Genomic DNA, 17,063 nt, shown 5'->3' with positions numbered 1-17,063 from the left:
ATGGCAGTTGCCAATGCATCCTGAAGCTATTCGCGCGACCAACATCCTCGCCATCGAGGACGACCCCGTGCTGGGCGCCTACCTGCACGACGAGCTGCAGCGCGGCGGCTTCCAGGTGACCTGGTGCCGCGATGCCCTCGAAGGCCTGGAGGCGGCGGGCCGGCAGGTGTTCGACTTGGTGCTGATGGACATCCTGCTGCCCGGCCTCAACGGCCTGGACGCCCTGGTCAGCCTGCGTCGGCGCAGCGCCACGCCGGTGATCCTGATGTCGGCGCTGGGCGCCGAGGCCGACCGCATCAGCGGCTTCGAGCGCGGCGCGGACGACTACCTGCCCAAGCCGTTCAGCTTTGCCGAGCTGCGCGTGCGAATCGAGGCGATCCTGCGTCGGGTGGCCTTCGAGCGACGCGCTCGGGCGCCGCGGGAGGCGGACACCGGGCAGCTGCATTTCGACGAGCAGACCACCGATGTCAGCTTCGCCGGAGCCTGTGCCGGTCTGACTCCCAGTGAATACCGCCTGCTCGACACCCTGCACCGCAGCCAGGATGAGGTGCTGAGCAAGCCCTTCCTCTACCAGCACGTCCTGCAGCGCGGTTACTCGCGGCATGACCGCAGCCTGGACATGCACGTCAGCCAGATCCGCCGCAAGCTCAAGGCCATCGGCTACCACGAGCGGCAGGTGCGTACCGTGTGGGGCAAAGGCTATGTGTTCGGCGTGGGCGAGGCCGACTGAACCATGCTCGACCGTCACTCGTTGTTCTGGAAACTCACCGTCCTGCTGGTGGGCTTCTGCCTGTTGATGATCGGCCTGAGCTACAGTTGGGGCCGGCACATGGAAACCCAGGATGCCTTCCTGTCCGAGCCGGCGCGGCAGGTCCTGCGCGGTTACGCGGCCGAGGCCGAGCAAGCCTGGCGCAGCGGCGACCGCGAGGGGGTGGATGCCTGGCTGGCCACGATGCGCGAGCGCGAACAGGGCTGGGTGGGCGTGCTCGATGGCGATCTGCAGCCGCTGGGCAGCGCCGACCTGAGCGCAGGCCAGGCCCAGCGCCTGACCCGCCTGCGTGGCGTCGACTGGCCCATGAGTCGGCGCACCATCGGCCAGCCCTGGTTGCGCCTGCCGTTCCCCGGCGCGCCGGAGCAGGGCATGTTGGTGATCGAGCTGCCGGAGCGCTTCAACCCCGGCCAATACCGGTTGTTCTGGCGCATCGTCACCAACGGCATCATCCCCGGGCTGTTCACCTTGCTGCTGTGCGTCGGCCTGTACCGCATGCTGATCGTGCCGCTCAACCAACTGCGTGAGCAGGCCAATGCTTGGCGTGCCGACCAGTTGGCGGCGCGCCTGGACTCGCGCACCACTCGGCGCAAGGACGAGCTGGGCGAACTGGCCCGCGCCTTCGACCAGATGGCCGAACGCCTGCAGGGTACCGTGGCCCTGCAGCAGCAGTTGCTGCGCGACCTGTCCCACGAGCTGCGCACGCCGCTCAGCCGCCTGCGCGTGGCCTGCGATGGCGAGACCGACCTGCAGCGCCTGCGCGAACGCCTGCACCGTGAGGTGGATGGCATGCAGCAACTGGTCGAGGACACCTTGCAACTGGCCTGGCAGGACGCCGAGCGCGCGCCGGTAAACCTCGAGCCGATCCAGGTGGCGGCGCTGTGGGATCTGCTCAGCGAGAACGCCTGCTATGAAAGCGGCTGGGCGCCGCGACGGCTGCGCTGCGAGCTGCCGGCTGACTGCTGGGTGCAAGGCAGCCTCAATGACCTGGCCCAGGCGCTGGAGAACATGTTGCGCAATGCCATCCGTCATTCACCCGAGGCGGGTGTGGTGCGCCTGAGCGGTTGGCGGGAGGGCGGGTATTGGCGTATCGACCTGGAGGACGAGGGCGGTGGCGTGGCCGAGGAAGACCTGGAGCGGATCTTCGCGCCGTTTTCCCGGCTGGAGGGTTCGCGGCCAGGGGACGGTGGTTTCGGCTTGGGCTTGAGCATCGCCCGCAATGCGATCCGCCGCCAGGGTGGGCGCGTGTGGGCGGTCAATGGCGAGCGCGGCCTGCGCTTGTGCCTGCGCCTGGCTGCGGGGGAGTCGAGCCCATCGCGGGACAAGCCCGCTCCAGGCACTTATAGCCACCCGTTATAACATCCAGCAATTGCGTGATATGGCCGCGCTGGGTTTGCCGGTATGATAGGTGCCCCTGCCGTCCGGATTGCGAAAACGCCCATGACCCTGCAGTACCCAACCATCGCCGAGTGCATCGGCCATACGCCACTGGTTCGCCTGCAGCGCATCGCCGGGGACACCAGCAACACCTTGCTGCTCAAGCTCGAAGGCAACAATCCGGCAGGTTCGGTCAAGGACCGCCCGGCGCTGTCGATGATCACCCGCGCCGAGCTCCGTGGCCAGATCAAGCCCGGCGACACCCTCATCGAAGCCACCTCCGGCAACACCGGCATCGCCTTGGCCATGGCCGCGGCGATCAAGGGCTACAAGATGATCCTGATCATGCCGGACAACTCCACCGCCGAACGCAAGGCGGCGATGACTGCCTATGGCGCCGAGCTTATCCTGGTGACCAAGGAAGAGGGCATGGAGGGCGCGCGCGACCTCGCCGAGAAGATGCAGGCCGAAGGCCGCGGCCTGGTCCTCGATCAGTTCGCCAATGGCGATAATCCGATCGCCCACTACAACAGCACCGGCCCGGAAATCTGGCAGCAGACCCAGGGCACCATCACCCATTTCATCAGCTCCATGGGCACCACCGGCACCATCATGGGCTGCTCGCAGTACCTCAAGGAGCAGAACCCGGCGGTACAGGTCGTCGGCCTGCAGCCGATGGAAGGCTCGGCCATCCCCGGCATTCGCCGCTGGCCCCACGAGTACCTGCCGAAGATCTTCGACGCCACCCGGGTCGATCGCGTGGTCGACATGTCCCAGCAGGAGGCCGAGCAGACCACCCGTCGCCTGGCCCGCGAAGAGGGCATTTTCTGTGGCGTATCCTCCGGCGGTGCCGTGGCGGCGATGCTACGCCTGTCCCGCGAAGTCGAGAACGCGGTGATGGTCGCCATCATCTGCGACCGCGGCGACCGTTACCTCTCCACCGGCCTGTTCGATCCAACCTGATGTCCAGAAAGAAAACCAATACCGGCCTGCGTTTCCAGCCGGCCGGCGGCAACCGTGCCGCACAGGTACCCGTGGGCAAGAAGCAGCGCCTGTCGATCGAGCGCGTGGCCGGTGACGGTCGCGGCATCGCTTTCATCGAAGGACGTACCTGGTTCGTCAGCGGCGCACTGGCTGGCGAAGACGTCGAGGCGCGGGTGCTCGCGGCGCGTGGCAAGGTGGTAGAGGCGCGCCTGGAGCGTGTGTTCCAGGCCAGCCCCGAGCGCCGTGAAGCGCCTTGCCGGCACTACGCCCGCTGCGGCGGCTGCAACCTCCAGCACCTGCCTCATGAAGGGCAGCTGGCGCTCAAGCAGCGCCTGCTTGCCGAGCAGCTGCAACGGGTGGCCGGCGTGCAGCCCGAGGAGTGGGCTGTTCCCCTGAGCGGACCGGAATTCGGCTACCGCCGCCGGGCGCGGGTCGCGGTACGCTGGGACACCAAGGCGCGCCAACTGGACGTGGGGTTCCGCGCCGAGGCCAGCCAGGACATCGTCGGCATCGACGAATGCGCGGTGCTGGTACAACCCTTGCAGTCGATCATGCGCCACCTGCCGACCGTGCTGCGCAGCCTGGCCAAGCCGCAGGCGCTGGGGCACGTGGAGCTGTTCAGCGGCACCGCCGAGGCGGTGCTGGTACGGCATGTGGCGCCCTTGTCCAGTGAAGACCTGGCGCGGCTCGAGGCGTTCTGCCGCGAGGCCGGCGCCCAGCTGTGGCTGCAGGGCGAGGGCGAGCCGGCACCGGTGGATGCCGCGGCGCAACTGGGCTTTGCCCTGGAGCCTTGGGGCATGGAACTGGCCTGGCGGCCGGGTGACTTCGTCCAGGTCAACGCCCAGGTCAACACCTTGATGATTCAGCAGGCCTTGGCCTGGCTGGCGCCCGAGGCGCACGAGCGGGTCCTGGACCTGTTCTGCGGCTTGGGCAACTTCGCCCTGCCCCTGGCCCGCCAGGCGCGCGAAGTGGTGGCGGTGGAGGGCGTGCAGGCCATGGTCGAGCGCGCCGCCGCCAACGCCGACGGCAACAATGTGCATAACGCTCGGTTTTTTCAGGCCGATTTATCGCAGCCTTTGGCGGGCGCCGGATGGGTCGCCGAGGGCTTTTCTGCGGTACTCTTGGATCCACCGCGCGACGGGGCATTCGAGGTGGTGCAAGGCATCGCCCGGCTCGGTGCGAAGCGGCTGGTCTATGTATCGTGCAACCCGGCCACGCTGGCGCGAGACGCGCAGGTGCTGGTCGGGCAGGGGTACCGGTTAAAAAGGGCCGGGATTCTCGACATGTTTCCTCAGACGGCGCATGTCGAGGCCATGGCGTTATTCGAAGTGGGCTAGCCGGGCTGGCCCTCTTGGTGCGGCCTTCAAGGAGTGAGGGGCGCACAGGTGATAGCCAGTGCACCCGCGTGGTGCGCTGTATGGAAAGGTAAAACAAAGATGGTACAGGTGAGAGTGCACCAGCCGGTCAACCACGACGGCAGTATCAATCTCGAAGCATGGCTCGATCATGTGGTGAGCGTCGATTCGCAGCTCGATCGCCCGGGGCTGAAAGAGGCCTGCGAGTTCGCCCATGAGGTCGAGAAAAAAGGCAATCCAGCCAAGCATTCCTGGGCCGACGGCACCTCCAGTTTCCAGGCTGGGCTGGAGATCGCCGAAATCCTCGCCGACCTCAAGCTCGACCAGGATTCGCTGGTCGCCGCGGTGATCTACCGCTCGGTGCGCGAAGGCAAGGTGACCCTGGCTGAAGTCGGTCAGCGCTTTGGCCCGGTGGTGTCCAAGCTGATCGACGGCGTGCTGCGCATGGCGGCCATCAGTGCCAGCCTCAGTCCGCGCCAGTCGTTGGTACTTGGTTCCCAGGCGCAGGTCGAAAACCTGCGCAAGATGCTGGTGGCCATGGTCGACGACGTGCGCGTGGCGCTGATCAAGCTCGCCGAACGTACCTGTGCCATTCGTGCGGTCAAGGGCGCCGACGACGAGAAGCGCCTGCGCGTGGCACGTGAGGTGTTCGACATCTATGCGCCGCTGGCGCACCGGCTGGGCATCGGTCATATCAAGTGGGAACTCGAGGACCTGTCGTTCCGCTACCTTGAGCCCGACCAGTACAAGCAGATCGCCAAGCTGCTGCACGAGCGCCGGCTGGACCGCGAGCGCTTCATCAGCGACGTGATGAACCAGCTTCAGAACGAGCTGCTGGCCACCGGCGTCAACGCCGACATCAGTGGCCGGGCGAAACACATCTATTCGATCTGGCGCAAGATGCAGCGCAAGGGCCTGGAATTCAGCCAGATCTACGACGTGCGCGCAGTGCGCGTGTTGGTGCCGGAAGTGCGCGACTGCTACACCGCGCTGGGCATCGTGCACACCCTGTGGCGACACATCCCCAAGGAGTTCGATGACTACATCGCCAACCCCAAGGAAAACGGCTACCGCTCCCTGCACACCGCAGTGATTGGCCCCGAGGGCAAGGTGCTGGAGGTGCAGATCCGCACCCACGCCATGCACGAGGAAGCCGAGCTGGGCGTGTGCGCGCACTGGCGCTATAAGGGCACCGACGTCAAGCCCAGCTCCAACCACTACGAAGAGAAGATCTCCTGGCTGCGCCAGGTGCTGGAGTGGCACGAGGAACTGGGCGACATCGGCGGCCTGGCCGAACAGCTGCGTGTCGATATCGAGCCGGACCGGGTCTACGTGTTCACCCCTGACGGTCACGCCATCGACCTGCCCAAGGGCGCCACGCCGCTGGACTTCGCCTACCGGGTGCACACCGAGATCGGCCACAACTGCCGGGGCGCCAAGATCAACGGCCGCATCGTGCCGTTGAACTACAGCCTGCAGACCGGCGAGCAGGTGGAGATCATCACCAGCAAGCACGGCAGCCCGAGCCGCGACTGGCTGAACTCCAACCTGGGCTACGTGACCACCTCGCGGGCCCGGGCCAAGATCGTCCACTGGTTCAAGCTGCAGGCCCGCGACCAGAACGTGGCCGCCGGCAAGACCCTGATCGAGCGCGAACTGAGCCGATTGGGCCTGCCCCAGGTGGACTTCGAACGCCTGGCGGAAAAGGCCAACGTCAAGACTGCCGAGGACATGTTCGCCGCCCTTGGCGCCGGCGACCTGCGCCTGGCGCACATGGTCAACGCCGCCCAGCAACTGCTCGAACCCGAGCGCCTGGAACCGGTCGAGCTGATTCCGCGCCAGGCCCGGGGCATCCGCGCGGGCAAGCGCAGTGACATCCAGATCCAGGGCGTCGGCAACCTGCTCACGCAGATGGCCGGGTGCTGCCAGCCGCTACCGGGCGATGCCATTGTCGGCTATATCACCCAGGGCCGTGGCGTGAGCATCCACCGCCAGGATTGTGCCTCGGTGCTGCAGCTGGCGGGCAAGGAGCCGGAGCGTATGATCCAGGTCAGCTGGGGGCCGATCCCGGTGCAGACCTACCCGGTCGACATCGTCATCCGTGCCTACGACCGCCCGGGGCTGTTGCGCGACGTGTCGCAGGTGCTGCTCAACGAGAAGATCAACGTGTTGGCGGTCAACACCCGCTCGAACAAGGAAGACAACACCGCGCTCATGTCACTGACCATCGAGATCCCCGGCCTGGATGCCCTCGGACGTCTGCTGGGGCGGATCTCGCAGTTGCCCAACATCATCGAGACGCGGCGTAATCGCACCCCTTGAGAAACGGGGCCGCTGTGCGGCCCATCGCCGGCAAGCCGGCTCCCACAGGATCGCGCTGTACCCTGTGGGAGCCGGCTTGCCGGTGATCGAGGGCGAAGCCCTCGCCTAGGAACAGACTTGATATGACCTACACCCTTGAAGACCTGCTGCACCTCATGGCCCGCCTGCGTGACCCGCAATATGGCTGCCCCTGGGACCTCAAGCAGGACTACGCCAGTATCGTCCCGCACACCCTCGAGGAAGCCTACGAAGTCGCCGACACTATCGAACGCGGCGACTTCGAGCACCTGCAGGGCGAGCTCGGCGATCTGCTGTTCCAAGTGGTCTATTACAGCCAGCTGGCCCGTGAAGAAGGGCGCTTCGAGTTCGACGGCGTCGTCGATTCGATCACCCGCAAGCTGATCCGTCGCCACCCCCATGTGTTCCCCACCGGCGAGCTGTACGCGCCGCTGGAGACCCCGGCGTTGAGCGAGGCGCAGATCAAGTCGCGCTGGGAGGAGATCAAGGCCGAGGAGCGCGCCGAAAAAAGCGAGCCCGAGCAGTTGTCGCTGCTCGACGATGTGCCCGCGGCCTTGCCCGCGCTGTCCCGCGCCGCCAAACTGCAGAAGCGCGCCGCCACGGTCGGCTTCGACTGGCCTGAGGCGCTGCCGGTGCTGGACAAGGTCCGCGAGGAGCTCGACGAAGTGCTGCAGGCCATGGCCGATGGCGACAGCGACGCGCTGGAGGACGAGCTGGGTGACCTGCTGTTCGCCACCGTCAACCTGGCCCGGCACCTCAAGCACGACCCGGAAAATGCCTTGCGCCGTGCCAACCGCAAGTTCGAGCGGCGCTTCCGATTCATCGAACAGGCATTGCGCGCGCAGGGCCTGAACATCCAAGATCGTACCCTCGACGAGCTGGACGCCCTGTGGGGCGAGGCCAAGCGTCAGGAAAAGAACCTGCCCAGCTGCGGCTGAGCCGATGCATAAGTGAGTAGAACACCCATGAGCCTTTCCCTTCGCGACCAATTGCTCAAAGCCGGCCTGGTCAACCAGAAACAGGTCTCGCAGACCAACAAAGCCGAGAAAAAACAGAAACGCCTGGAACACAAGGGCCAGGTGGAGGTGGACGACAGCCAGAAACGCCTGGCCAAGGAAGCCATGGCCGAGAAGGCCAAGAAGGACCAGGAGCTGAACCGCCAGGTCCAGGAGAAGGCCGAGCAGAAGGCCCGTGCCGCGCAGATCAAGCAACTGATCGAGGCGACCCGTCTGCCCAAGCTGACCACCGAGGACTACTACAACTTCGTCGATGACAAGAAGGTCAAGCGCATCGCCGTCAACGCCCTGATGCGCAGCAAGCTGAGCAATGGCGCGCTGGCCATCGTCGCCCATGGTGGCGGCTACGAAGTGATCCCGCGCGAGGCGGCGGTGAAGATCCAGGAGCGTGACCCCAACCGTATCCTGCTGCTCAACACCCATGTCGAGGAAGCGGACGAGGACGATCCGTACGCAGCCTACAAGATCCCAGACGATCTGATGTGGTAAGCACGAAAAACCCCGCCTTGGCGGGGTTTTTCGTTGCAGGGCCGGGTCACTGCGCCGGGCGTTGGCGCTCGAGGTATTCAAGCTCCATGCGGTACTGGTGAGCCTGTTGCTCGTCATGGAACATGCCGACCAATTGGCCTTGCTGATGCACGTCCCAGATCCGCAGGCCAGCGGCCTGGCCTTCGTGGGACATTTTCGATTCGTCGCGTTCGGTTACCTGGACTGTCATCGTCAAACTCCACTGCTTGGGTTGGCTGCGGCACTGTGTCGCAGGACTCCTTTATAGAATTTGTTAGCAGGCTAAGTAAATAAAACAGCGATGAAACAAGTTTCATCAAGGGCAACGCATCCCTGTGGGAGCGGTGTGCGGCAAAAAAGAAACCCCGCACAAGGCGGGGCTTCGGGCGTTGCAGGCAGCGGTATCAGTTACCCTTGACCGCCTTGCCATCGACCGTGCCATCCTGCAGCACGATCACGTACTCCTTGCCGTCGGTCTCAACCTGTCGCAGCTGCACCAGCAGGTAGTCCCAGTCCTTGGCGAACCACAGCTCGGTGATGCGCTTGCTCTGGCTCGGGTCGCGCACGCGTTCGACCTTGATCGCGTCGACCTGGCCAGTCTTGGTGGTCACTTTCTCGGTGCCCAGCACGCGGAAGTCGTAGGTGTCGATCTCGTCACCGTCGACCACCTGGTAGGTCATGCTCTTCTTGCCGGCGGCCACGTCATGCTGCAGGGCCAGCTGGTAGGACGACTTGTCCAGCACGCCGCGGTTGAGCGGCAGGTTGATGGCATCGCCACGGTCGCTGCCGGTGATCTTCTTGCCGGCCCAGTCGAAGTTCAGGTCGACCTTCTTTGCCTTGCCCAGGCCGCCACGTTCGAAGTGATACTGCTGCGGCAGCAGGGTGTCGTTGTCGAACTTGAGGGTGCTTTGCTCCGTCAGGCTGGCGATCATCATCGAAGCCTTGAAGTTCAGGCTCCAGGTGCCGTTGGCGTTCTTTTCCAGGCTGCGCGCGGCGGTGCCGCTCATCGGCAGCTGTTTCCAGTCGGCGGTGTAGCTGGCCGCGAAAGGCTTCAGATCAGCTGCCTGGAGGGGCAGGGCGAGCACGGCGAGAGCCAAGAGCAGGGCGCGACGCATAAATTCTCCTAGGATCGAATCAAGTGACCGCTGGCCGCCAGCGGCTGGCCATCCAGTAATGCACCCTGTCCGCCCAGACGCAAGCGTCCTTCGGCGAACCAGCGCACCGCCAGCGGGTAGATCTGGTGTTCCTGCAGGTGCACGCGCTGGGCGAGCGTCTGCGCGGTGTCATCCGTTGCCACGGGCACCACAGCCTGTACGACCAGAGGCCCGCCATCGAGTTCCTCGGTGACGAAGTGCACGCTGCAGCCATGCTCGACGTCGCCCGCCTCCAGCGCGCGCTGGTGTGTGTGCAGGCCTTTGTACCTGGGCAACAGTGACGGGTGGATGTTCAGCAGGCGGCCCTGGTAGTGGCGCACGAAATCGCCACTGAGGATGCGCATGAAACCGGCCAGCACCACCAGGTCGGGCTGGAAGCCGTCGATCAGCGCCATCAGCGCCGCGTCGAAGGCTTCGCGCCCGTCGAACCCGGTGTGCGACAACACGGCGGTTTCGATGCCGGCGGCCTTGGCACGTTCCAGGCCGTAAGCATCGGCACGGTTCGAGATGACCGCGCGGATGCGTGCCGGGCTGTCGCTGGCGCTGTTGCTGTCGATCAGTGCCTGCAGGTTGCTGCCGGAGCCCGACAGCAACACGACTACATTGCAGGGCATCAGTGTGCCTTGAGGTTCTGCAGCTCGACCTGGGCGGCGCCTTCGGCGGCCACGTCGATACGGCCAATCACCCACGGTTGCTCGCCTTCGGCGCGCAGCACGTTGAGGGCATTGTCGACCTGGTCCTGAGCCACGCAGATGACCATGCCCACGCCGCAGTTCAGCACGCGGTGCATTTCATGCTCGTCGACGTTGCCTTTTTCCTGCAGGAAGTCGAACACCGCCGGACGTTGCCAGCTGGCCACGTCGACCACGGCCTGGGCGCCCTTTGGCAGTACGCGCGGGATGTTGTCCAGCAGGCCGCCACCGGTGATGTGGGCCATGGCCTTGACAGCGCCGGTCTGCTTGATCAGTTGCAGCAGCGGCTTGACGTAGATGCGGGTAGGCGCCATCAGCAGGTCGGCCAGCGGCTTGCCGTCGAGCTGGGTGTTGTCGATGTCGGTGCCGGAAACCTCGAGGATCTTGCGGATCAGCGAGTAGCCGTTGGAGTGCGGGCCGGAGGATGGCAGCGCGATCAGGGCGTCGCCGGTGACCACTTTCGAGCCGTCGATGATCTCGGACTTTTCCACCACGCCGACGCAGAAGCCGGCCAGGTCGTAGTCTTCGCCTTCGTACATGCCAGGCATCTCGGCGGTTTCACCACCGACCAGCGAGCAGCCGGCCAGTTCGCAACCGGCGCCGATGCCGGTGACCACGGTGGCGGCCACGTCGACGTTGAGCTTGCCGGTGGCGTAGTAGTCGAGGAAGAACAGCGGCTCGGCGCCGCATACAACCAGGTCGTTGACGCACATGGCGACCAGGTCCTGGCCGATGCTGTCGTGCTTGTTCAGGTTCAGCGCCAGGCGCAGCTTGGTGCCGACGCCGTCGGTGCCGGAGACCAGCACCGGCTGCTTGTAGCCGGCCGGGATCTCGCAGAGGGCGCCGAAGCCGCCCAGGCCACCCATGACTTCAGGACGTGCGGTGCGCTTGGCGACGCCCTTGATGCGTTCGACCAGTGCTTCGCCGGCGTCGATGTCTACACCGGCGTCTTTGTAGCTCAGGGAGGGTTGCTTGCTCATTGATCCAGGCCTTTAGGAGGGAGGGATTCAGAAAAACGACCGGGACGGCCAAGGCCGGTTTCAGAAACGGCGGCTGCCTGTACGTCACTGGTCTGCGAAGGCGCGCGATTTTATCAGGGTTGCCCCAAGGCGGCCATCCTCAGGCCGACGGGCAGGCGGGAAATCTGGGCAAAAAACCGTGTTTCACCCCCTGTGACTGGTTGGCGCGCCGGTGCCTGTATAAGGTATAGGCATGGCGACCCACGCAACGGGCCGGCAACGCGGAGTATTTGCCGTGGTTGCGCGGTCACAGCCGACAGGCAAGGGCGTGTCGCCCCAAGGTCATCTGGACAGGAATCCTCAATGCGTCTTCTCAATTTCCTCGCTGGCGCCTGCCTGGTTGTGGCCGGCACCGTGGCCCAGGCCGAAACCATCTCTGGCTTGTATCAGGTGCGCGAGCCTGTCGAAGGGCAGGGCAGCGAAGCCCGCGCCCAGGCGACCGGCAAGGCCCTGGATACCCTGGTGCTGCGCCTGACCGGTGATCCCAAGGCGGTGCAGAACCCGGCATTGGCCGCGCTGCGCAAGGACCCGCAGCAGATCATCAACCAGGTCGGCACCGAAGCCGGGCCGCCGGAGTCGGTGCTGGTCGAGTTCGACCCCGGCAGCACCGAGCGCGCCCTGCGCCAAGCTGGCCTGGCGCTGTGGGGCAGCAACCGGCCGTCGATTCTTGGCTGGTGGCTGAATGACAGCGTCGAGGGCAGTAGCCTGGTCGGCGATGGCCAGGCTGTCGCCGAACCCCTGCGCCGGGCCGCCCAGCACCGCGGCCTGCCGTTGCGCCTGCCGTTAGCCGACCTGCAGGAGCAACTGGTGGCCAATGCCAAGCTGCTCGAAGGCAACGACCCGGCGCCGCTGCGCGAGGCCTCCGAGCGCTATGGCGCCGATGCGCTGCTGGCGGTGCATGCCCATGAAGCCGACGGCAAGTGGCAGGGCAAGTGGCAGTTGTGGCTGGGCGACCAGCGCGAGCAGGGCAGCGCCGAGGGCGCCGACCAGGCGGCCCTGGCCGACGCCGTGCTGCTGGCGGTGAGTAACCGCCTGGCGCCGCGTTACGTCACCCGTCCCGGCGCCAGCAGCGAGCTAGAGGTGCAGGTCCAGGGCATGAACCTGCAACGCTACGCCGAGCTCAGCCGAGTCCTGGAGCCCTATGGCGCGCGCCTGCAGATGGCCGATGGCGGCACCCTGACCTACCGCGTCAGCGGCAATCGTGAGCAACTGCGCGCGCAGTTAAGTCTGGCCAAGCTCCAGGAACTGCCTGCCGAGCCCGTGCCCGCGACACCTGCGCCAAACACGCAGGACCCGGCCGGCGCCACGCCGCCGGCCACCGCCGCCAAGCCGTTCGACGGCTTGCGTTTTCGCTGGTAAGGAGTGGCTGAATGACTGACCTGCGTCGCTGGATCTGGCTGGGCGCGGCTTTTGTGATTGCCGTGCTGCTGTACTTCCTGCACAACATTCTCTCGCCGTTCCTGGTGGGCATCCTGCTGGCCTACCTGGCCGACCCGCTGGTCGACCGCCTGGAACGGTTCGGCCTGTCGCGCACCTGGGGCGTGGTGGTGGTGTTCAGCCTGTTCACCCTGATATTCCTGGCCCTGCTGCTGGTGCTGGTGCCGATGCTGGCCAAGCAGTTGCTACGCCTGTACGAACTGGCGCCGCAGATGCTCGACTGGCTGCAGCATGTGGCGCTGCCCTGGGTGCAGAGCCGCCTGGGCCTGGCCGATGGGTTCTGGAAATTCGACAAGATCAAGGCCGCCATCGGCGAGCACATGGGCCAGACCACCGACATCGTCGGGGTGCTGCTGTCCCAGGCCACTGCTTCGAGCCTGGCGTTGATTGGCTGGCTGGCCAACCTGGTGCTGATCCCGGTGGTGGGCTTCTACCTGCTGCGCGACTGGGACCTGATGATGGCCAAGCTGCGCAGCCTGCTGCCACGTCAACGCGAACCGCAGGTAGTGGGACTGGCCGGCGAGTGCCACGAGGTGCTGGGGGCGTTCGTGCGCGGGCAGTTGCTGGTGATGCTGGCGCTGGGCGTCATCTATTCCACCGGCCTGATGCTGGTGGGCCTGGAGCTGGGCCTGCTGATCGGCATGCTCGCGGGGTTGGCGGCGATCGTGCCGTACATGGGCTTCATCATCGGCATCGGTGCGGCGCTGGTCGCCGGGTTGTTCCAGTTCGGCGGCGAGCTCTACCCGATGCTGGGCATCGTCGCGGTGTTCATGGTTGGGCAGGCGCTTGAAGGCATGGTGCTGACACCGCTGCTGGTGGGCGACCGCATCGGCCTGCACCCGGTGGCGGTGATCTTCGCGATCCTGGCCGGCGGCGAGCTGTTCGGCTTTACCGGCGTGTTGCTGGCGTTGCCGGTGGCGGCGGTGATCATGGTGCTGCTGCGGCATGTGCATGACCTGTACAAGGAATCGGACATGTATGCCGGGGAGATCGACCCCGACCTATGATCAATCGCGGGGCAAGCCCGCTCCCACGCTACCCTGGCAGAGGCTCTAACGTTGGGGCGGGCTTGCCCCGCGATGCTTGTGAAACAGTGCAACTACTTGATTTTACTTGCGCTATTTCCCTCGCCGATTGTGCCGTCCGCGCTGCGGGTATAGACTTTGCACACTGTTCATCAAAGGCCCCCTGTGGTCCCCGCGACCGCCCGCGAGCATGAAACCGATCCAGTTGCCCCTGGGTGTGCGTCTGCGCGACGACGCCACCTTCATCAACTACTACCCCGGCGCCAATGCCGCGGCACTGGGCTATGTCGAGCGGCTGTGCGAAGCCGACGCCGGCTGGACCGAAAGCCTCATCTACCTGTGGGGCAAGCAGGGCGTGGGCCGCACCCACCTGTTGCAGGCCGCCACCCAGCGTTTCCAGCAGTTGGGCCAACCCGCTGTCTACCTGCCCCTGGCGCAACTGCTTGATCGCGGCGTCGAACTGCTCGACTACCTCGAACAGTACGAGCTGGTGTGCATCGACGACCTGCATGTGATTGCCGGCAAGGCGGACTGGGAAGAGGCGATGTTTCACCTGTTCAACCGCCTGCGCGACAGCGGCCGGCGCCTGCTGCTGGCGGCGTCCAGTTCGCCACGGGAACTGCCGATCAAACTGGCCGACCTCAAGTCGCGGCTGACCCTGGCGCTGATCTTCCAGATGCGTGGGATGTCCGATGAGGACAAGCTGCGCGCCCTGCAACTGCGTGCCTCGCGCCGTGGCCTGCACCTGACCGACGAGGTCGGCCACTTCATCCTCACCCGCGGTACGCGCAGCATGAGCGCGTTGTTCGACCTCCTCGAACGCCTCGACCAGGCCTCCCTGCAGGCCCAGCGCAAGCTGACCATCCCGTTCCTCAAGGAAACCCTCGGCTGGTAGCCCTGAGAACACGGTGCCAGAGCATCAAAACGGAAAAGTCACATCTTTTTCGATAAAATTTGCAAATGGGTCCGATAGAAGGCATAGTTTCCCCCTTCTAAAGGACTACAGACACGGTCGTGCCCATGCTGAAGCGCTTCGCACCCCTCGTGCCACTTGCACTTGTCACCCTTCTTTACGGCTGTGCCTCCACCGGCCCGGTCGCACCCTCGCAGGACCACCGCGTGGCCGCCGAGCAATCGGTCAAGGCCAAGGCTTCCGCCTCTTCCGTATTCACCGAGGAAGAGCTGGCCAGCGAAGACGACCTTGACGCCTTCTCCAGCAACGGCAAGCCATACCAGCTGCCTGTGCTGGCCGACAGCATTCTCGAACGCGGCATGGCCCTGATCGGCACCCGCTACCGCTTTGGCGGCACCTCCGAGAAGTCCGGCTTCGACTGCAGCGGTTTCATCGGCTACCTGTTCCGCGAAGAGGCGGGCATGAACCTGCCGCGCTCGACCCGCGAGATGATCAACGTCGACGCGCCCAAGGTCGCCCGTAACAAGCTCAAGCCCGGCGACCTGCTGTTCTTCAGCACCAACGGCCGTGGCCGCGTGAGCCATGCCGGCATCTACCTGGGTGACAACCAGTTCATCCACTCCAGCAGCCGCCGCAGCGGTGGTGTGCGTATCGACAGCCTGGGCGATCGCTATTGGAGCAAGACCTTCATCGAGGCCAAACGCGCGCTCGCCATGGCGCCGACCACGATCTCGCGCAATTGATTTGATATCAAAATGCTGTAACCTCGCACGGCGGCGTAGCTGAAAAGCTCGCCGCCGTGCGCATTTACAGAAAGCGTCTAATCTAAATTCTCAACTCTTTTTACCTTCGGCCGTGGCCGTCGGATTTTCGACAGGACGTTCGCATCATGGCGATGTTGGCGCGCTTCGCATTCTTTTCCCTGGTGGCCCTGCTTGCGGCCTGCTCCAGCCGTGCACCTGCGCCGGCGCCCACGCCCAAACAGCCGATGGTGTTCAATCAGGCGCCTTCGTCGCCTGCGGCCGACGATGTATTGTTTCGCGCCATCGGCCTGGTGGGCACACCGTATCGCTGGGGTGGCAATACACCGGATGCCGGGTTCGATTGCAGCGGCCTGATCGGCTATGTCTACCGTGATGCGGCGGGTATCAGTCTGCCACGCTCGACTCGCGAGATGATCGTCATGCGCGCGCCAAATGTGGATATCAATTCGCTGCAGTCGGGTGATCTGGTGTTCTTTGCCACCAGCGGCGGGTCGCAGGTCAGCCATGCCGGCATCTACGTCGGTGAAGGGCGCTTCGTGCATGCACCGTCGACGGGCGGCACCGTGCGCCTGGACTACCTGTCCAACAGCTACTGGGCCAAGGCCTACCTCCAGGCCAAACGGGTGCTGCCGCCGGGGCATCTGGCGCAGAATCCCTGATACCTACCGGCGCGGGCAGGGTATGAACTTGGTCCAGTATTGCCTGGCTGGCATCAAGCCTGTTTGAGCAGAAGCGCCACTCCGGGATAGTACTGCCCCAGTTCGTTGTGCAGCTTGCGGTAGGCATACGGGAAGTACCAGGCAAGCGCACAGGCCGTGTGCTTCTGCAGATCGTCCACCAGGTCCTGCAGTTCCTCGGGGCTGGCATGCTGGCCGGCCTTCCACGGTGTGACGAACAGTGCCCCGGCCTTGAGTTGGCTGCCATACGCGATCGGCTTGGCCAGGGCGGCGGTTTCCTGCAGGGCCGCTGTCAGGTCGAGGCGAGCGATGCGCGGCCAGCGCTGGCCAGCGTGCAGGTACAGCGACTCCTCGGCGCTGCTGATCGACAGGTCGCAGCGCCCGTCGCGCTCGCCCTCGTCGCGCTGTTTCTTGCTCATGTGCCGTTCCAGCGCCACCAACTCACCCTGCCAGGCGGCAGCGGCGAGCAGGCCGACGTTGCTGGCTGTGCCGTGCCAGTAGGGCGCCTCGTTGTCGCCCTGCAACTGGTTGAAGCGGTCGATGCAGTCGACCCAGCGCTCGAGGGCCGGGCGCAGGAACTCCAGGCGCGGGTTGTTGATCATCAGGCCTTGCATGCTGCGCTCTCCTTGTCATTGTGATCCGGGTCGGCCGGGTGATAGCTATGTGATATCACTGCTCTGAGTGTGGCACAAGCTGGTGAATCGGCCATTGATCCAGGCCAGATCGGCCCTCGCTCGATTGACGCTCCCGGTGCAACCCTCTAACCTTCGCGGCGTGCTTCAGGTGCCCCGCGAGCTACGGTTCGGCAGGGTGAAACTGGGAAGCCGGTGGGCGCCAGTAGGCGCGAGTCCGGCGCTGCCCCCGCAACGGTAGATGAGTCGACGGCTACGCAAGGCCACTGGATGTCCATGTCCGGGAAGGCGCGTAGCCAGGGCCTGCGCCCGCTCATGAGCCCGGAGACCGGCCTGTCACTGCCAAACGGCATCACGGAGGGTGATGCGCGGTGCGATGTGGCCCTTGCCATGCCTCCTGCG

17 protein-coding genes and 1 riboswitch are annotated in these 17,063 nt (G+C 65.2%); of the genes, 12 read left to right on the top strand and 5 right to left on the bottom strand.

Annotated elements, in window-relative coordinates; genetic code table 11:
• Nucleotides 1–13: 13 nt before the first annotated feature.
• From AC25ND_RS22455 to AC25ND_RS22425, 7 genes are all read left to right on the top strand, one after another.
• Nucleotides 14–730 carry a response regulator transcription factor gene (locus AC25ND_RS22455; protein ID WP_088852499.1) on the top strand — a complete coding sequence of 239 codons (717 nt, stop codon included), beginning with the start codon at nucleotides 14–16 and terminating at the stop codon, nucleotides 728–730.
• A gap of 3 nt (nucleotides 731–733) precedes the next feature.
• Nucleotides 734–2,128, top strand: a complete 1,395-nt coding sequence (locus AC25ND_RS22450; protein WP_186597521.1) for a sensor histidine kinase — start codon at nucleotides 734–736, stop codon at nucleotides 2,126–2,128.
• A gap of 81 nt (nucleotides 2,129–2,209) precedes the next feature.
• The gene (gene cysM / locus AC25ND_RS22445; protein WP_028690918.1) at nucleotides 2,210–3,109 is read left to right on the top strand and encodes a cysteine synthase CysM; all 900 of its coding nucleotides are present in this window, start codon (nucleotides 2,210–2,212) and stop codon (nucleotides 3,107–3,109) included.
• The gene (gene rlmD, locus AC25ND_RS22440; RefSeq protein WP_028690917.1) at nucleotides 3,109–4,467 is read left to right on the top strand and encodes a 23S rRNA (uracil(1939)-C(5))-methyltransferase RlmD; all 1,359 of its coding nucleotides are present in this window, start codon (nucleotides 3,109–3,111) and stop codon (nucleotides 4,465–4,467) included. The genes cysM and rlmD overlap by 1 nt, the downstream gene beginning before the upstream one ends.
• Nucleotides 4,468–4,566: 99 nt before the next feature.
• Entirely contained in the window at nucleotides 4,567–6,807 is a 2,241-nt protein-coding gene (relA, locus tag AC25ND_RS22435; protein ID WP_028690916.1) for a GTP diphosphokinase, read from the top strand.
• 122 nt (nucleotides 6,808–6,929) lie between these two features.
• Nucleotides 6,930–7,763, top strand: coding sequence for a nucleoside triphosphate pyrophosphohydrolase (gene mazG, locus AC25ND_RS22430; protein WP_028690915.1), 834 nt, complete (start codon nucleotides 6,930–6,932; stop codon nucleotides 7,761–7,763).
• Nucleotides 7,764–7,790: 27 nt separating this feature from the next.
• A complete protein-coding gene (locus AC25ND_RS22425) occupies nucleotides 7,791–8,330 on the top strand; it encodes a DUF2058 domain-containing protein (protein ID WP_028690914.1) in 540 nt (179 codons plus the stop codon).
• A 46-nt stretch (nucleotides 8,331–8,376) separates the two neighbouring features.
• On the opposite strand, the gene AC25ND_RS22420 is transcribed toward AC25ND_RS22425, so the two are convergent.
• From AC25ND_RS22420 to purM, 4 genes are all read right to left on the bottom strand, one after another.
• A complete protein-coding gene (locus AC25ND_RS22420; protein ID WP_028690913.1) occupies nucleotides 8,377–8,559 on the bottom strand; it encodes a hypothetical protein in 183 nt (60 codons plus the stop codon).
• A 193-nt stretch (nucleotides 8,560–8,752) separates the two neighbouring features.
• Nucleotides 8,753–9,463 carry a DUF3108 domain-containing protein gene (locus AC25ND_RS22415; protein ID WP_028690912.1) on the bottom strand — a complete coding sequence of 237 codons (711 nt, stop codon included), beginning with the start codon at nucleotides 9,461–9,463 and terminating at the stop codon, nucleotides 8,753–8,755.
• Between the two features lie 8 nt (nucleotides 9,464–9,471).
• A complete protein-coding gene (gene purN, locus AC25ND_RS22410; protein WP_028690911.1) occupies nucleotides 9,472–10,116 on the bottom strand; it encodes a phosphoribosylglycinamide formyltransferase in 645 nt (214 codons plus the stop codon).
• A complete protein-coding gene (gene purM / locus AC25ND_RS22405) occupies nucleotides 10,116–11,174 on the bottom strand; it encodes a phosphoribosylformylglycinamidine cyclo-ligase (RefSeq protein ID WP_028690910.1) in 1,059 nt (352 codons plus the stop codon). The genes purN and purM overlap by 1 nt, the downstream gene beginning before the upstream one ends.
• Nucleotides 11,175–11,516: 342 nt before the next feature.
• On the opposite strand from purM, the gene AC25ND_RS22400 reads away from it, so the two are divergent.
• The 5 genes from AC25ND_RS22400 to AC25ND_RS22380 all read left to right on the top strand — a co-directional run bounded on the left by AC25ND_RS22400 (nucleotide 11,517) and on the right by AC25ND_RS22380 (nucleotide 16,011).
• On the top strand, nucleotides 11,517–12,572 hold the full coding sequence (locus tag AC25ND_RS22400) for a DUF2066 domain-containing protein (RefSeq protein WP_186596719.1): 1,056 nt from the start codon (nucleotides 11,517–11,519) through the stop codon (nucleotides 12,570–12,572).
• Nucleotides 12,573–12,583: 11 nt separating this feature from the next.
• Nucleotides 12,584–13,657, top strand: a complete 1,074-nt coding sequence (locus tag AC25ND_RS22395; protein WP_028690908.1) for an AI-2E family transporter — start codon at nucleotides 12,584–12,586, stop codon at nucleotides 13,655–13,657.
• 208 nt (nucleotides 13,658–13,865) lie between these two features.
• Nucleotides 13,866–14,570, top strand: a complete 705-nt coding sequence (gene hda / locus AC25ND_RS22390) for a DnaA regulatory inactivator Hda (RefSeq protein WP_028690907.1) — start codon at nucleotides 13,866–13,868, stop codon at nucleotides 14,568–14,570.
• Between the two features lie 125 nt (nucleotides 14,571–14,695).
• On the top strand, nucleotides 14,696–15,331 hold the full coding sequence (locus tag AC25ND_RS22385) for a C40 family peptidase (protein ID WP_028690906.1): 636 nt from the start codon (nucleotides 14,696–14,698) through the stop codon (nucleotides 15,329–15,331).
• A 146-nt stretch (nucleotides 15,332–15,477) separates the two neighbouring features.
• Entirely contained in the window at nucleotides 15,478–16,011 is a 534-nt protein-coding gene (locus AC25ND_RS22380; protein WP_028690905.1) for a C40 family peptidase, read from the top strand.
• Nucleotides 16,012–16,064: 53 nt separating this feature from the next.
• Here the strand turns inward: AC25ND_RS22380 and AC25ND_RS22375 are convergent, their stop codons facing one another.
• Nucleotides 16,065–16,643 (bottom strand): hypothetical protein, encoded by a 579-nt coding sequence (locus tag AC25ND_RS22375; RefSeq protein ID WP_028690904.1) that lies wholly within the window; start codon nucleotides 16,641–16,643, stop codon nucleotides 16,065–16,067.
• 150 nt (nucleotides 16,644–16,793) lie between these two features.
• Nucleotides 16,794–17,012: riboswitch (cobalamin riboswitch) on the top strand.
• Nucleotides 17,013–17,063: the final 51 nt, after the last annotated feature.

This window comes from Pseudomonas sp. P110(2024) (assembly GCF_057480795.1).
This window is presented reverse-complemented; position numbering and strand designations above follow the sequence as displayed.

Coding starts and splice junctions, on each gene's coding strand:
- AC25ND_RS22450 (WP_186597521.1), top strand. CDS start 734: ATGCTCGACCGTCACTCGTTGTTCTGGAAACTCACCGTCCTGCTGGTG.
- AC25ND_RS22420 (WP_028690913.1), bottom strand. CDS start 8,559: ATGACAGTCCAGGTAACCGAACGCGACGAATCGAAAATGTCCCACGAA.
- AC25ND_RS22455 (WP_088852499.1), top strand. CDS start 14: ATGCATCCTGAAGCTATTCGCGCGACCAACATCCTCGCCATCGAGGAC.
- AC25ND_RS22375 (WP_028690904.1), bottom strand. CDS start 16,643: ATGCAAGGCCTGATGATCAACAACCCGCGCCTGGAGTTCCTGCGCCCG.
- purN (WP_028690911.1), bottom strand. CDS start 10,116: ATGCCCTGCAATGTAGTCGTGTTGCTGTCGGGCTCCGGCAGCAACCTG.
- mazG (WP_028690915.1), top strand. CDS start 6,930: ATGACCTACACCCTTGAAGACCTGCTGCACCTCATGGCCCGCCTGCGT.
- AC25ND_RS22400 (WP_186596719.1), top strand. CDS start 11,517: ATGCGTCTTCTCAATTTCCTCGCTGGCGCCTGCCTGGTTGTGGCCGGC.
- hda (WP_028690907.1), top strand. CDS start 13,866: ATGAAACCGATCCAGTTGCCCCTGGGTGTGCGTCTGCGCGACGACGCC.
- AC25ND_RS22425 (WP_028690914.1), top strand. CDS start 7,791: ATGAGCCTTTCCCTTCGCGACCAATTGCTCAAAGCCGGCCTGGTCAAC.
- rlmD (WP_028690917.1), top strand. CDS start 3,109: ATGTCCAGAAAGAAAACCAATACCGGCCTGCGTTTCCAGCCGGCCGGC.
- AC25ND_RS22395 (WP_028690908.1), top strand. CDS start 12,584: ATGACTGACCTGCGTCGCTGGATCTGGCTGGGCGCGGCTTTTGTGATT.
- AC25ND_RS22385 (WP_028690906.1), top strand. CDS start 14,696: ATGCTGAAGCGCTTCGCACCCCTCGTGCCACTTGCACTTGTCACCCTT.
- cysM (WP_028690918.1), top strand. CDS start 2,210: ATGACCCTGCAGTACCCAACCATCGCCGAGTGCATCGGCCATACGCCA.
- relA (WP_028690916.1), top strand. CDS start 4,567: ATGGTACAGGTGAGAGTGCACCAGCCGGTCAACCACGACGGCAGTATC.
- AC25ND_RS22415 (WP_028690912.1), bottom strand. CDS start 9,463: ATGCGTCGCGCCCTGCTCTTGGCTCTCGCCGTGCTCGCCCTGCCCCTC.
- AC25ND_RS22380 (WP_028690905.1), top strand. CDS start 15,478: ATGGCGATGTTGGCGCGCTTCGCATTCTTTTCCCTGGTGGCCCTGCTT.
- purM (WP_028690910.1), bottom strand. CDS start 11,174: ATGAGCAAGCAACCCTCCCTGAGCTACAAAGACGCCGGTGTAGACATC.